Consider the following 13,680-nt stretch of genomic DNA (forward strand, 5'->3'; position numbering starts at 1 on the left):
CTGGCGATCAGCCTCGCTCACCTCGCCGGATGGAAGAACAACGCCGCCGCCCACGACCACTACCGCAACCACCCCGCCGACGCCCTACGCGAACTCGGTCTCACCGGATGAGCACGCATCACGCCTGCCTTTCGGGGTGACAGGCGGAGGGATTTAGTGGATCGAACGAAAGAACTTCTTGGTTCGTCGGAGTTCCAGCGGAAATTATCGTGGGATGTGATCGCCTCGCACCGGGAACGCCTCATGCGGCTGGTGCGCCGGCGGTTGCCCAACGCCCAGGACGCGGAGGACTGTGTGCAGGAGGCCATACTCCGGGCGGCCTCCCACAGCGGCCTGGACCCCGACCGGATCGGGCCGTTCCTCACCTCCGTCGCCCTGCGACTGTGCGTCGACCACTACCGTGAACAGGAAAGACGCCGCCGCCTGCTGCGCCGCGCCGCCACCGTCGGGGTGCCGGAGCTGCCCGACGAAGGCGTCTGCGACCAGGACTTCGGGCGGTGGCTGCTCGGCCAGGTCGAGCAGTTGCGCGGCCGGGAACGGCAGGTGGTGCTGGCGCGCGCCCAGGGCATTTCCACCGTGGAATTCGCGCGTATGCACCAGATCTCGGTGAAGGCCGCCGAGGGCGCGTTCACGCGCGGGCGCGCGCGGTTGCGAATGGTGTGCGCCCGCGCGCTGGACGGGGCGGCGGCGTAGCGCGCCGCATTTTCCGGAAGCGCCGCCGCCTTACGGACGTATTCGATTTCGGGACTCTGTGAATTCCGGATGAAACCCGCCGGGGAGCGGGGCCCGCCGAGATGAAAGGCAGAACCGTGTCCAAGAACAACACCCAGGACACCCTCAAGGACCTCATCGGTGACATCGCCGACAGCGTCAAGAAGGCGTTCGACGAGATCCTCGACCGCGACGACGAGGACGACAACTGCACGGACCGGTCCGGCTTCGGAGCCCCGTTGCAGGCGCTGACCGGGCTGCCGGCCGATGTGCTGAGGACCGCCGGCGCGCTGTCGGTCCTCGGCGTGCCCAACCCGCTCGCCGCGCTCGCGGGCGGCGGAGCGAACCCCCTCGCCGCGCTCACCGGCGCCCCCGCCGACCCCCTCGCCGCGGCGACGGGTGTGACCAACCCCCTTGCCGCGCTGACCGGGGCCGCGGGCGCCGGTGCCAACCCGCTCGCGGGCGTCGCCCAGTTGGCGGGCGGCGCGGCCGGCGCCGTCCAGGGCGCCGCGGGCACGGTCGAGGGCCTCGCCCAGCTCCCCGGCCAGCTCAGGCAGCTCACCGAGATGGTCTCCGCCCTCACCCGAGTGCTGGAGAACGTGCAGAAGGCGACCGGCACCAGCAGCACCAAGAGCGCCTGAGCCGACACCCCCCCACCCGGTCGGTCACCGGGCGGCACCCCTTCGGCCGCCCGGTGACCTCCCGCGGCCCACCGTCCCCCGGCCGCCCCTCAGCGGCCGTCGGCCCTCCCTCGTACGACCGCACACCCCCAGGGATTCAGGAGGTTCAGCCCATGGGCGGAGCACCGCTCGGCAACCGGCTCCGGCTGGTCGTGAAGGTGCTGGGAACCCTCGTCGCCGACGAGGTCGGACAGGTCGCCCGCTTCCGCCGGCGCCCCGCCCGCGACCCCGGCTCCCCGTCCCCGGACGAGCCCTCCACCGGGGACGGGGCCCGCCGCGCGAGAGCCGTCCGCCACGCCCTGGAGAGCCTCGGCCCCTTCTATGTGAAGCTCGGCCAGATCCTGTCCACCCGGCCCGACATGGTGCCGCCCGCGATGATCGCCGAGCTGCAGAACCTGCACGACCGCGTCGACGTGCAGCCGTTCTCCGTCTTCGAGCCCGTCCTCGCCGGCGAGCTGGGCCCGGACTGGAAGCGGTGCTTCGACGACATCGACACCGTACGGCCGCTCGGCGCCGCCTCCCTCGCCCAGGTGTACCGCGTCGAACTGCCCGGCGGGCGGCCCGCCGTCGTCAAGGTGCAACGCCCCGGCATCCGCGACGCCGTACAAGCCGACATGGCCCTCATGCGCAAGGCGTCCAGGATCATCGCCCGCACCGCGCCCCGCTTCAACGAGGTCATCGACGTCGAGGCCATGCTCGGCTCCATCTTCGACGCGATGGAACCCGAGCTGGACTTCACCGGCGAGGCCCGCAACATGGACGAGGCCCGCGAGAACATCCGCCGCTATCCGAGCCTGGACGTGCCGCGCGTCGTGCACGCCACGCCCAAGGTGCTCGTGCAGTCCCTGGCGCCCGGCACCTCCGTACGCCATCTGGACCGGCGCATGTTCAGCGACCGCGAACGCACCGACATCGGCAAGGACCTGCTGCGGTTCATGTACCGCGGCTACTTCGTGGACCGCATGTTCCACGCCGACCCGCACGCCGGCAACGTCTTCGCGCAGCCCGGAGGCCCCGCCACCCTCATCGACTGGGGCATGGTCGGCCGACTCGACCGGCGCACCAGCCTGCGGCTGCTGCCGCTGCTGATGTCCATCGCGCAGAACGACGGCCACGGCCTCGCCTGGGCGTGGGCCGAGATGGGCCGGGTGACCGCCTGGTCCGACCTGCCCGCCTTCGCCGCCGACATGGCCGCGCTGGTGCCCAAGGTGGCCACGGCCTCCCTGGAGGACATCAACTTCGGGGTGTCCCTGACCACCGTCCTGGAGAAGGCCACCCGGCGCGGCATCGGATCGGCGCCCTCGATCTCGCTGCTCGGCAAGTCCTTCGCCAACCTGGAAGGATCGGTGCGCTGCCTGGCCCCGGACATCGCGCTCGCCGAGGTGTTCAAGGCCGAGGTGCGCGGCATCATCCTCAGCCTGCTGCGCGAGTACTTCTCCCTCGACCAGGCCGCCCGCAACACCATGGACCTGCTCGCCGCCTTCACCACCGGCCCCGAACAGTGGCGCGGCATCCTCGCCGACGCCGCCAACCGCCGCCTCGCCCTCCAGGTCAACGAGCCCTACACACCCGCCTCGATGGGCGGCCAGCGCGCCTGGAAACCCTCCCGCGGCCTGCTCGCCCTCGGCGCCGCCGCCCTGCTCCTCGACCGGCGCCGCACCTCACGCTGACCGTCGGCCGTCCGCGCGCAGCACGACCCCTCCCGGCGACCGCCGGAGGGCACGAGTGGCCGCCACCACCTCGACCGGCGACCACCGACCACCCCGGCCGTCACCACCCACCCGGCGACAAAGGACACCACCCACCCATGCCCATGTACCGTCCGCACGACGACACCGCCCTGTGGACGGTACGGATGCGCGCCCACGAGTCCGCGCGCGACGACGCCCTGTTCCACGACCCGCTCGCCGCCGCATTCCTCGCCTCCGCCGCCGACCCCGGCGCCCCGCCCGGGAGCGGGCCGCTCCAGCAGGTGCTGCCCGACTGGCTCGCCGTACGCACCCGCTTCTTCGACGACCATCTCCTCGCCGCCGCCCGCGCCGCGAACCGGCAGGTCGTGCTGGTCGGCGCAGGCCTCGACACCCGCGCCCACCGGCTCGACTGGCCCGACGACACACAGGTGTTCGAGGTGGACCTGCCCGCCGTGCACGCCTTCAAGGAACGCATCCTCGCCGGGCACACCCCCACCGCCCGCCGCACCCCCGTCGCCGCCGACCTGCGGGAGGACTGGCCCGGCGCACTGCTCGCCGCCGGCTTCGACCCGGCCCGGCCCACCGCGTGGCTCTGCGAGGGACTGCTGTTCTATCTGCCGCCGGAGGCCGTCGACCGGCTCGTGGCCGCCGCCGGGGAACTGTCCGCGCCCGGAAGCACCCTCGGCGCGGAGTGCCTGAACGCCGACGCCGCCGACTCGCCGTTCGTCCGCCCCTGGCTGGACGCCCTCGCCGGCTCCGGCACGCCCTGGGTGTGGCAGCTCGCCGACCCCGAGAAGTGGTGGGGCGAGCACGGCTGGCACGCCGAGGCCGCCGACCTGCTCGCCCTGCCGTACGCCGTCGAGCGTTTCGCACCCCACCTGGCCGCCCATCCCGGTCTGGAGACACAGAGCATGATCCTCGTGACCGCGACCCGACCGGCCGGCGGGCGGTGACCCCCGGTGGACGGACGCAACCTCTGCCAGACCCCCACCACCTACCGGCTGCTCCGCCTGGAATACCTCCTCGGCCTGCTGACCGCCGCCGGGTTCTTCCTCGCCCACCTGTCCGAGATCCGCTGGTGGGTGGCCGCCGCGCTCTTCCTCTACGTCGACCTGATCGGCTACCTGCCGGGGGCCCTCGCCTACCACCGCAGGCGCGACCGGCGGATCTCCCGCGTCTACTACGTGCTGTACAACACGATGCACAGCCTCAGCGTGCAGGGCGCCGTCGTCGGCGCCTGGGTGCTGCTGTGGGGCTGGGAGTGGGCGCTGCTGGTGCTGCCGATCCATCTGTTCGGCGACCGCGCCCTGTTCGGCAACTTCATCAAACCGTTCACCGTGTCCTTCGAGCCGCTGCCCCACCCGGCCGTGCAGGACGCGCTGCGGGACTTCGCCACCGTCCCCTGGCACCGGGCGGCGGCACGATGAGCCTGCGCCAGGCGCCCCGCGCGCTCACCGACGACGAGGCGTACGACCTGCTGCGCCGCCACGCCCACCACTCCAGCGCTTTCCTCGCCCTGAACGAGGGCAACCGCCGCTTCCGCGCACCCCGCGTCGACGGGTTCGTGCCGTTCCGCGAGGCGGGCCGACGGCATCTGTTCCAGCTCGGTGGGCCCGTGTGCGCCCCCGCCGACCGGGAGCGGCTGCTCGCCGCCCTGCTCGACGAGGCGGGCCGCGCCGGACGCCGCGTGACCGCCGTGCAACTGGACCGCACGGCCGCCGAACTGCACACCCGGCACGGCTTCACCGTCAACCAGTTCGGCGCGTCCTTCAGTATCGCCCTCGACGGCTACGGCCTCGGCGGGCAGCGCATGGTCAAGGTCCGCAACATGGTCAACCGGGCCCGCCGCGAGGGCGTCACCGTCACCGAGGTGCCCTCCGGCGAACGGCACGTGCCGGACACGGCCCGCGCCCTCGACGCGATCGACCGTGCCTGGCTGCGCGGCAAGGGCCGCCATGTGAAGGAACTCGACTTCCTCATCGGCGAACGCGACGGCCCCGGCGCACCCCACCGCCGTCTCTTCACTGCCCGGCACGACGGGCGGACCGTCGCCTACGTGTCGTACTCGCCGGTCTTCGGCGAGCGGGCCGGCTGGCTGTACGACCTGACGCGCCGGCTGCCCGACGCCCCGCCCGGCACCGTCGAGCTGATCTTCGCCACGGCGCTGCGGCTCTTCCAGGAGGAGAGCTGCGGCTGGCTCCACCTCGGCTTCACCCCGTTCGTCCAACTCCGCCTGGATGCCTGCGCGTTCGGCCCAACCAGCGGCGCCCTGCGGCGCGCCGTGGAGCTGATCGCCGCCAAGGGGCAGGCGATCTACCCGGCCGCCACCCAGGAGTCCTTCAAGCTCAAGTGGCGCCCCCAGGTGATCGAACCGGAGTACCTCGCCTTCCAGCACGGGGTCAGCCCGGGCGCCGTCTGGCGGCTGATGCGCCTGACACGGGCCGTCTGAATCCCGCGCCGCGCCCCCTCTGTCCGGCATCCGGCCTTCCACCCGTCCGGCATCCGGCCTACCGCCCGTTCGGCATCCGACCTTCCATCCGTTCGGCACGACCTCCCGTCCGACCCTCCACCGCACCCCCGGAGGCACACCATGACCACACCCGCCACCACCGCCCGCTCCGTCCCCGCCGAGGCCGACCGGCACCGCGCTCCCGGCCTGCTGGAGGGTGCCCTGCACACCGAGCTGACGCCGGAGGGCTGCGACCTCGGCTACTGGTTCCGGGCCGTGCCCGAGGGCACCCTCGGCGGCGACCCCATGGGCCGCACCGACGACGTGCCCGTGCCCGCGCACATGCTGGAGGACGGCCCGCTGCGGCAGGCCGTCATGCAGGAGCTGGCGTTCCGCTCCATGGCCGAGGAGAAGGCCGCCCGCGCCCTCGGTCATCTCGTCGCCTGCGCCCCCGACCTGGCCGGCATGGACTTCTACACCACCCAGCTGATGGACGAGGCCCGCCACGCCTACGCCTTCCGCGGCCATCTCCTCGAACTCGGCGTACCGGAGAAGGACCTGGAAGCCGTCATGGAGGAACTGGCCGGCGCCGACCGGGACGCGATCCTCACCCCGCTGGAGGAGTTCGGGCTGGCCGTGCTGCGCGACGGCGGCGACTACATCGGCGGCGTCATCACCCTCACCGTCCTCGTCGAAGGCGTCCTCGCCCCCACCGCCGAGCTGAGCGAACGCAAGTGGCGGCCCTTCGACCCGCCCGCCGCGCAGATCGAACGCGCCGCCGGCATCGACGAGATCCGCCATCTGTCCGTCGGTACCACCATCGTCCGCCGCCATCTGCGCGATCATCCCGAGGACCGACCGCGTATCGCCGAACTCATCGGCCGCGGCACCGAATTGTGGTCCCGGCTGCCGGTGGGGGAGCTGACCCTGCGCCGAGAGACCCTCTTCCAGCAGGGCCTGGAGCAGCACCGTGACATCGCCGGCGACCACGAGGTGTGGCCCGGCCGCCGGCTCGTGGACACCACCGCCGAGGAACGCATGCGTACGGCCGCCGAATGGGCCGAGCGGACCCAGCGCAGCCGGCTCGCCGACATGGGCATCGCCCCGTGACCGGCGCCCGGCGCCCGAGCACCGGCCATGGGCATCGCCCCGTGACCGGCGCCCGGCGCCCGCGCACCCTCGCACCCTTCCCCTCCCGAGGCACGAAAGGCCTGGTGGCATCCCGATGACCGACCTTCCGGCAGTCGACTCCGCCCCGCGTGAACCGGGCGCCGCGGAGGAGGACTTCCGCGAACTGACCCGCCGCGTCCAGGACGCCGGCCTCATGCGCCCCCGCAAGGTCCAGTACGCGGCGGCCATCGCCGTCGTCTGGCTGATGAACGGCCTCGGCTGGGCGGCGCTCGCCCTGACCGACGGCACCTGGTGGCAGGTCGTCCTCGCCGCGCTCTGGCTGGCCGTCTGGCACGAGCAGCTAGCGTTCCTGCTGCACGACGCCGGGCACCGGCAGATCAGCCGCTCCCAGAAGACCATCCGCGCCCTCGGCCTGATCCACGGCAACCTGATGCTGGGCGTCTGCTTCGGCTGGTGGGTGCAGCACCACAACCGGCACCACAACCATCCCAACCATCTGGAGCTGGACCCCGACATCCTGCGCCGCGTCGCGATCTTCGCACCCGAGCAGGCCCGGCAGCGCACCGGCCTCGCCCGCTTCGTCGCCGCCCGCCAGCAGTACCTGTTCTTCCCGCTGCTCGGCCTGGAGGCCGTCGTGCTGCGCATCGCCGGGGTGATCGCCCTGCGCCGGCGCGCCGTGCGGCGGCCCTGGCTGGAGGGCGGCCTGATGGCCGCGCACGCCGTGCTGTTCTTCGGCGCCCTGTTCTGGCTGCTGCCCTGGCCGAGCGCGCTGCTGTTCCTCGCCGTCCACCAGGTGCTCCTCGGCTACCTTCTCGGCCTGGGCTTCGCCATCAACCACAAGGGGCTGCCCACCCGTACCGGCGGCGAGTGGAGCTGGCTGGAACGGCAGGTCCTCACCGCCCGCACTCTGCCCACCGGCCTGATCGGCGACTTCTTCTTCGGCGGCCTCAACTATCAGATCGAGCACCACTTGTTCCCCGGCATGCCGCGTGCCGCGCTGCGCCACGCGTACCCGATCGTCAAGGCGTTCTGCGCCGAACGCGGCGTCGCCTACACCGAGACCGGGGTGCTGGAGTCCTACCGCGACCTCGCCCGCCACCTCGGCTCGGCGAGCGAGGTGCTGCGCTCCGGCACGGTCACCGCGTGACGGGCCGGTGAGCCGACGGCCCCGCCCGTGCGGCGACGGCCCCGCCCGTGCGACGACGGGCGGGGCCCACGCTCGGCGGGGGAGCCGAGGGGACACGGCGGTGGGTGAGGCCCCGGACCGGGGCCTCACCCACCGCCGTGTTCCGCCGTCCGTCCCGCGTGCTCCCTCACCCGAGCCGTCCTCCCTCGTGTGCGGCAGTACGGCACGCACGGCGTGCCACGGCACGTCCGGGACGTACGTACCGCGTGCGGGCATCGAGGGGGGCGCAAGGGGTCTGGCGGACCGCACACGCGAGGACGCCCGGCCGGATGGCCGGGCGTCCTCAGGGGGAGGGGGCGGTCACTCCAGGGCGTGGAAGGACCGGGCGTGCCACAGCAGCGGCCGGCCGTCGCCGGCCTCGACGGCCCGTACGCGGCCGACGACCAGTTGGTGGTCGCCGTAACGGCGGACGTCCTCCACGAGGCACACCGCCCAGCCGAGCCCGTCGGCCAGCACCGGCAGTCCCAGCACGCGCCGTACGGGCAGCCCGGCGAAGCGTGCGGCATGCGGCACCGCCGGGTCGGCGAACCGCTCCGCCATCCGTTGCTGACGCTCCGTCAGAAGGCTGACGGCGAAGGTGCCGCGGCCGGTCAGCGCGGCGAGGGTACGGCTGCCGTGGCGCAGGCAGACCAGCAGCAGCGGCGGCCGGGCCGACACGGACGTCAGGGACGACACCGTCGTCCCTGACGGGGCGCCGCCCGGCTGGAGCGCGGTGACCACGGCGACGCCCGCCGCCAGCCTGGCGTACAGGCCGAGGCAGCGGACGCTGTCGGGGCCGGGGTCGTCACGCAGCGCGTCCCAGCCCGCGGCGGGCGCCGGGAGCGCCGCGAGGGCGGGCTCAGCCATGGGCGGCGGCCGGCGCCCCGGCCTCGGCGAGCGACGCACCCGGCACAGCGGGCGACCCGGCTGGGGCGGCCGGTTCGACGGTGACACGGCCGAGCAGCCCGCCCGCGATCAGCTCGATGTTGCTGCGCAACGTCGCCTCGGCCACCGGGTCCAGCAGCTCCGCCAGCGTGGGGATGCCCAGGTCGAAGACGGCCTCGAAGGTGACGGTGGTGCCGCGCCCGGCCGGGGCGCACCGCCAGCGGCCCTCGAACTCCTCGAAATCGCCGCGCAGTTGGGTGAAGGACACGATCAGGGACTCCGGGGCGAACGTGTCGCGTTCCGACCACCGCATCAGCCCGTTCCGGAAACGTACGGTCCAGTCGGAGACCACGCCGCCGTCGGCGTCGGGCGGATGGACGACGACCTCGCGGACGGTGTCGGTGACGTCCGGATAGCTGCGGAAGTCGCGGATCCGTTCGTAGGCGGTCTCCGGTCCGATGTCGTGGGCGGTCATCGTCACGGTCACATGGCGCATCTGGGCAGCACCTTTCCGCCGTCGCCGGGACGGATGTCACCGGGACGGCTGTCGTCCCAGGTCGGACACGACCTGAAGGTTCGGGAATTCCGCGGCGGCCGGACCGCCGGCCCGGGCGGGCAGGCGGCCGGGCCCTCAGCCCAGCCGGGCCGCCACGGCGTCGAGCGCCTCGGCCAGCGCGGCGAGGAACCGCCGCACCTCGTCGTCGGTGACGACGGCGGGCGGGGTGAGGCGCAGCACCCGCCCGGCGTTGAGGGAGTGGTTGACCAGGACGCCCCTGCCGACGAGCTCCAGGATCATCTCGCCCACGGCCTGCTCGGCGCCGAACTCCAGGCCGATCAGCAGGCCCCGCCCGCGTACCTCGCGCACCAGCCCGCCGGTGTACGGCGTGCAGGCCGCGCGTACGCCGTGCAGCAGCCGAAGGCCCAGCGCCCGGGCCCGGCCCGCGATGTCCTCGCGGTCCAGGGTCTCCACGGCGGCGAGCGCGGCGGCGCACGCGATCGGCGAGGCGGCGAAGGTGGACGTGTGCAGGTAGGGGTCCTTCGAGAAGGGCTTGTAGGCCTCGTCGGTGGCGACCATGGCCGCGACCGGCACGACACCGCCGCTGAGCCCCTTGCCGACGAGCAGCACATCGGGGCGGACCCGTTCGCCGTCCATGCCCCACCACGAGCCGAGCCGCCCGAGTCCGGTCTGGATCTCGTCGACGATCAGGAACGCGCCGTGCGTACGGCACAGCCGGCCCAGGTCGGCGAGATAGCCGGGCGGGGGGAGGCGCACGCCGCCCTCGCCCTGCACGGGCTCCACGATGACGCAGGCCCGCCGCCCGGAACGGGCGAGCGCCTCGGACATCGCCTCCGTGTCGCCGTACGGCACGGCCACGGTGTCCGGCAGCAGCGGCCGGAACGGCTCCTGGTAGGCGGGGCTGGCGGTGGCGCTGAGCGCGCCCAGCGTCTTGCCGTGGTAGCCGCCGGCCGTGCTGATCAGCGTGGTGTGCCCGTGCGCGCGGGCCAGTTTCAGTCCGGCTTCGGTGGCTTCCGCGCCGGAGTTGACGAAGTGGACGCGGTCCAGGCCGGGCGGGGTGTGCCGGGTCAGGGCGGCGGCGGCGCGCGCGGCGACCGGCTCGAGGAAGACCCGGGTGGCCAGCGGATGGGCGTCGATCTGCCGGTGCACGGCCTCGGTGACGGCGGGGTGGCGGTGGCCGAGGACGAAGACGCCGTACCCGCCGAAGTCGAGGTACGAGCGGCCGTCGGCGGTGAGCACCCAGGCGCCCTCGGAGCGGGTCTCCACCATGCCGCCGAGGACCTCCCCGAGAACGGCACGGCCGACGGCCAGATGCTCCCGGTACAAGTGGGCGATGTCCTCGCCGGCGGTGTGCGTGCCGGGGGTCGTCGGGTTCGTGGTCATGCGGCCGGCTCCCCGGTGAGCGCGGCCGGATTCCCCGTGCGGGCGGGCGGATCAGCCGTGCGTGCGGCCGGCTCCCCCGTGAGCGTGCCCGGTCGCGGCGCCGTCCGGGGGCGGCGCTGCCGCAGTCCGCCCGGGCCCGCCGCCCAGGCGGCCAGGTTGCGCAGCAGCGCCTCCCGCAGGCCCGCCCGGGTCACGGTGGGGCCGCAGTGCGGGCCGCCGAGGGAGGAGTCGAAGGGCAGCGCGCGCTGGAACACCAGCAGCAGCTCGGCGTAGGTGCGGAAGCGGCGGCGCAGCGACTCCGGGAAGGCGGGGCCCTCGATCAGCGGCAGCAGCAGCCGGTGCACCGACTCCAGCGGCAGCAGCCGGGGCGGCTGTGGGCGCGGCCCGTACCGTGCGGCGAACTCCAGGCAGGTTTCCACCACTTCACGCTGGAGCAGAGCCTCGGGCCCGGCCGTCAGCCAGTACTCGCCGTGGGTGACGCCCGACCGCAGCAGATCGCCGACGGCCCGCGCCACGACGTCCTGCGGCACCATGTCGATCCGTGCGCCCGGCGCGCCCGGCAGCACGGGCACCTGCCCCTTCACGATGGCGCCGAGCGCCCGGGTCAGGCCCTGGGCGCCCGCGATGCGGCCTGTTGCGGAGTCGCCCATCACCACCGACGGGCGCAGGATCACCCCCGGCACGGCCGCCTTCCGTACGACCTGTTCGGCCTCCGCCTTGGACGCGAGATAGGCGGCGGCGCCCGGGAAGCGTTCCTGCTCCTCGGGCGCGAGCGGGTTGGCGACGAAGGCGGTGCTGATGTGGTGCACGGGCGCGCCGGCCCGTTCGGCGAGGTCGAGCACGGCGCGGGTGCCGTTGAGGTTGGCGTGGCGGATGGCCTCGGGCGCCGCCCTCCAGTTGGTGGCGGCGGCCGAGTGCACGACGGCGTCCACGCGCGCGGCGAGCCGGTCGCGTTCGGCGGTGCCGAGGCCGAGGCCGGGGCGCAGCAGGTCGGCGTGGACCTCCTCCACGCGGGGGTCGTCGAGCGGGGTGCGGTGGCGCAGGCACACCAGGCGGTGGTCGTCCGCCAGTTCGTCGATCAGGGCACGGCCGAGCACACCGGAGCCGCCGGTGAGCAGCACGGTGGGGCGATCGGGCGGGGCTTCTTTCCATGAAGGCATGACGGTGATCCCCTCGTCGGACGGAGGCATCGGACGGAGATGCCGGACGGAGATGCCGGACGGAGACGGCGGAGCGGAGGCGTGCAGGCGCCGGGCCACGTGAACCGCGGCTCGGGCGACGGTCAGCGGCGTGCTCGGGCCACGGTGAACCGAGCGCCCGGGCCACGGTGAGCGGGGTGCCCGGGCCACGGAGAACCGCGCGCTCAGGCCACGGTGAGCGGCGCGTCCGCCAGGTACCTGGCGAACGGCCCGGTCATCCGCGACCGGGCCGGCGGGTGCAGGGCGAGGCCGTGGGTGCAGGCGGCGAGATGGCCGACCTCGTCGGAGGACATGAAGTTGAGCCCGCCGAGCAGTTCTACGGCGCGCGGCACGATCCGGCCGAGGGCGTCCTGGACGCCGTACCGTACGAACAGCGCCTCCGCGAGCACCGATTCGTCGATGCCGCCCTCGTCGACACGCCGGGCGAGGCCCTCCACGCCGGCCGCGGCGGCCTCGGCGGCGACCAGCAGCGCCACCCGCTCGCCCTCCGGCACCCGGTCGTTGAGCAGCACCCGCTCCACCAGGGCGCTCGCCGCGCCGAGATAGCTGCCGGTCATCAGCAGCTCGAACCAGACCAGGCCCACGGTCTGCACCTCGTCCAGCCGTGCGCCCGGCGGGCAGGCGGTCCGCACCAGCAGGTCGGCCGGTACGAGGACATTGTCGAGGGTGACCTGCTCGCTCTCCGCGCCGGCCAGGAACGAGCTGGACCAGAAGCCGCTCACGGCGAGGCCCTCGCTGTCCGCCGGGATCAGCGCGACGGCCAGTTCCGGCTCGCCGCCGTCCTCGCCCGGCACCAGGACGCTGGCGGTCAGCAGATCCATCGAACGGGCCAGGCTGCAGGGCCGTTTCACCCCGCTGATCCGCAGGCCCTCAGGGGTGGGGACGGCCGTCATCGACGGGGAGAGGATGCCGGTGCCGCTGCGGCCCTCCGCGAACCCGGACGCCATCAGCTTGTTCTCCGAGGCCACGGCCTGGACGAGCATCCACTCCAGGCCCTCCCCGTCCTGGCTGAGCCGGACCAGGGTGGCCATCGAGAAGTGGTGCATGGTCGTCGCCACGGCCAGCGACGGCGACCGGCTGCCCAGAGCCCGCTGCACCCGTACGGCGTCCAGCGCGCCCGCCCCGCGGCCCTGGAACTCCTCGGGCGCCAGCAGCCCCGGCCCGCCGCACGCGCGGAACAGTCCGACGGCCGGGCTGCCCGGCCGCTCCAGGTCCATCAGCGGTACGGCGCGCAGCTTGTCGTCGAGCCCCGGCAGCAGCTTCTCCAGGGCCGCCCGCTCACGTTCCAGGAATCTCATCTCGTCCCCTGCTCGATCGGTCTCGGACGTCGCTTGTGTTTACGCGCGAGGCACGGGCACCCCTCGCGACCGCTCCGAATCCCCGGAACGTGAGACGGCAGGACCGACAGGCGGACGCCCTCTTGACGGCGGCAGCGGGCCGTTCGACACTCAGGGAATCCTAGTGAATTGGTAGGGAAACAGATGGGGCGTGCAGAGCCGGACCTTGGTCGCACGAGCACCGGAACCATGCTTCCCCCCACCCCGCTTCTGACGTCCCGCCGGCACATCGACCTTCAGCGGGTGTGCGGCGCGACGGGGATGTCCCGCAGGGGGCGCTGAGCCCGCGGAACCCGGCCCGGAGGGCGGGGGAGCGGTGTGCGTCCCTGCCGTGCCCGGAGACCTCGTCCCGCGCGTGCCCGCCTTCACCCCGCGCGTGCAACGGCCGCGGCTCCGGCACGGCACGACAGCACCCGTACGGCCCCACCGCATCCGTACGGCCCCACGCCGCCGCCCGAGCCGTCTGCCCCGACAGGCCGCACCCGCCGAACCGCCGCCCCTGCCACCCGGCCCCGACCGCCCGCCCCGGACC

The 13,680-nt window shown here is 73.7% G+C and carries 14 protein-coding genes; 9 read left to right on the top strand and 5 right to left on the bottom strand.

The window, feature by feature from the left end:
* Positions 1-216 precede the first annotated feature (216 nt).
* From MTQ10_RS19565 to MTQ10_RS19600, 8 genes are all read left to right on the top strand, one after another.
* Positions 217-693, top strand: coding sequence for an RNA polymerase sigma factor (locus MTQ10_RS19565; protein ID WP_247469836.1), 477 nt, complete (start codon positions 217-219; stop codon positions 691-693).
* 116 nt (positions 694-809) lie between these two features.
* On the top strand, positions 810-1,352 hold the full coding sequence (locus MTQ10_RS19570) for a hypothetical protein (RefSeq protein ID WP_247469838.1): 543 nt from the start codon (positions 810-812) through the stop codon (positions 1,350-1,352).
* A gap of 152 nt (positions 1,353-1,504) precedes the next feature.
* Positions 1,505-3,061 carry an ABC1 kinase family protein gene (locus MTQ10_RS19575; protein WP_247469840.1) on the top strand — a complete coding sequence of 519 codons (1,557 nt, stop codon included), beginning with the start codon at positions 1,505-1,507 and terminating at the stop codon, positions 3,059-3,061.
* A gap of 137 nt (positions 3,062-3,198) precedes the next feature.
* The gene (locus MTQ10_RS19580) at positions 3,199-4,035 is read left to right on the top strand and encodes an SAM-dependent methyltransferase (RefSeq protein ID WP_247469842.1); all 837 of its coding nucleotides are present in this window, start codon (positions 3,199-3,201) and stop codon (positions 4,033-4,035) included.
* A 6-nt stretch (positions 4,036-4,041) separates the two neighbouring features.
* Positions 4,042-4,509 (top strand): hypothetical protein, encoded by a 468-nt coding sequence (locus MTQ10_RS19585; RefSeq protein ID WP_247469843.1) that lies wholly within the window; start codon positions 4,042-4,044, stop codon positions 4,507-4,509.
* Positions 4,506-5,531 (top strand): DUF2156 domain-containing protein, encoded by a 1,026-nt coding sequence (locus MTQ10_RS19590; protein WP_247469844.1) that lies wholly within the window; start codon positions 4,506-4,508, stop codon positions 5,529-5,531. The genes MTQ10_RS19585 and MTQ10_RS19590 overlap by 4 nt, the downstream gene beginning before the upstream one ends.
* 141 nt (positions 5,532-5,672) lie before the next feature.
* On the top strand, positions 5,673-6,641 hold the full coding sequence (locus tag MTQ10_RS19595) for a VlmB-like protein (protein ID WP_247469846.1): 969 nt from the start codon (positions 5,673-5,675) through the stop codon (positions 6,639-6,641).
* A gap of 115 nt (positions 6,642-6,756) precedes the next feature.
* Entirely contained in the window at positions 6,757-7,809 is a 1,053-nt protein-coding gene (locus MTQ10_RS19600) for a fatty acid desaturase family protein (protein ID WP_247469847.1), read from the top strand.
* Between the two features lie 339 nt (positions 7,810-8,148).
* Here the strand turns inward: MTQ10_RS19600 and MTQ10_RS19605 are convergent, their stop codons facing one another.
* The 5 genes from MTQ10_RS19605 to MTQ10_RS19625 all read right to left on the bottom strand — a co-directional run bounded on the left by MTQ10_RS19605 (position 8,149) and on the right by MTQ10_RS19625 (position 13,109).
* Positions 8,149-8,694: a flavin reductase family protein gene (locus MTQ10_RS19605; protein WP_247469848.1), complete on the bottom strand. Its 546-nt coding sequence runs from the start codon at positions 8,692-8,694 to the stop codon at positions 8,149-8,151.
* Positions 8,687-9,208 carry a type II toxin-antitoxin system RatA family toxin gene (locus MTQ10_RS19610; protein WP_247469850.1) on the bottom strand — a complete coding sequence of 174 codons (522 nt, stop codon included), beginning with the start codon at positions 9,206-9,208 and terminating at the stop codon, positions 8,687-8,689. The genes MTQ10_RS19605 and MTQ10_RS19610 overlap by 8 nt, the downstream gene beginning before the upstream one ends.
* Positions 9,209-9,343: 135 nt before the next feature.
* Positions 9,344-10,612, bottom strand: a complete 1,269-nt coding sequence (locus MTQ10_RS19615) for an aspartate aminotransferase family protein (protein WP_247469852.1) — start codon at positions 10,610-10,612, stop codon at positions 9,344-9,346.
* Positions 10,609-11,772 (bottom strand): SDR family oxidoreductase, encoded by a 1,164-nt coding sequence (locus tag MTQ10_RS19620; RefSeq protein WP_247469854.1) that lies wholly within the window; start codon positions 11,770-11,772, stop codon positions 10,609-10,611. The genes MTQ10_RS19615 and MTQ10_RS19620 overlap by 4 nt, the downstream gene beginning before the upstream one ends.
* 203 nt (positions 11,773-11,975) lie before the next feature.
* Complete coding sequence (locus tag MTQ10_RS19625; protein WP_247469856.1) at positions 11,976-13,109, bottom strand: acyl-CoA dehydrogenase family protein; 1,134 nt, start codon at positions 13,107-13,109, stop codon at positions 11,976-11,978.
* Between the two features lie 228 nt (positions 13,110-13,337).
* Here MTQ10_RS19625 and MTQ10_RS31695 point away from each other — a divergent pair, with 228 nt between their 5' ends.
* Complete coding sequence (locus MTQ10_RS31695) at positions 13,338-13,430, top strand: putative leader peptide (protein WP_374117641.1); 93 nt, start codon at positions 13,338-13,340, stop codon at positions 13,428-13,430.
* The last annotated feature ends 250 nt before the right edge of the window (positions 13,431-13,680 follow it).

The organism is Streptomyces sp. XM83C, assembly GCF_023072675.1.
Classification (GTDB): Bacteria; Actinomycetota; Actinomycetes; order Streptomycetales; family Streptomycetaceae; genus Streptomyces; species Streptomyces thermocoprophilus.

Bases quoted from the DNA above. Each gene is read 5' to 3' on its own strand.
- MTQ10_RS19595 (WP_247469846.1), top strand. From the start codon at position 5,673: ATGACCACACCCGCCACCACCGCCCGCTCCGTCCCCGCCGAGGCCGAC.
- MTQ10_RS19600 (WP_247469847.1), top strand. From the start codon at position 6,757: ATGACCGACCTTCCGGCAGTCGACTCCGCCCCGCGTGAACCGGGCGCC.
- MTQ10_RS19615 (WP_247469852.1), bottom strand. From the start codon at position 10,612: ATGACCACGAACCCGACGACCCCCGGCACGCACACCGCCGGCGAGGAC.
- MTQ10_RS19575 (WP_247469840.1), top strand. From the start codon at position 1,505: ATGGGCGGAGCACCGCTCGGCAACCGGCTCCGGCTGGTCGTGAAGGTG.
- MTQ10_RS19590 (WP_247469844.1), top strand. From the start codon at position 4,506: ATGAGCCTGCGCCAGGCGCCCCGCGCGCTCACCGACGACGAGGCGTAC.
- MTQ10_RS19610 (WP_247469850.1), bottom strand. From the start codon at position 9,208: ATGCGCCATGTGACCGTGACGATGACCGCCCACGACATCGGACCGGAG.
- MTQ10_RS19625 (WP_247469856.1), bottom strand. From the start codon at position 13,109: ATGAGATTCCTGGAACGTGAGCGGGCGGCCCTGGAGAAGCTGCTGCCG.
- MTQ10_RS19605 (WP_247469848.1), bottom strand. From the start codon at position 8,694: ATGGCTGAGCCCGCCCTCGCGGCGCTCCCGGCGCCCGCCGCGGGCTGG.
- MTQ10_RS19580 (WP_247469842.1), top strand. From the start codon at position 3,199: ATGCCCATGTACCGTCCGCACGACGACACCGCCCTGTGGACGGTACGG.
- MTQ10_RS19620 (WP_247469854.1), bottom strand. From the start codon at position 11,772: ATGCCTTCATGGAAAGAAGCCCCGCCCGATCGCCCCACCGTGCTGCTC.
- MTQ10_RS31695 (WP_374117641.1), top strand. From the start codon at position 13,338: ATGCTTCCCCCCACCCCGCTTCTGACGTCCCGCCGGCACATCGACCTT.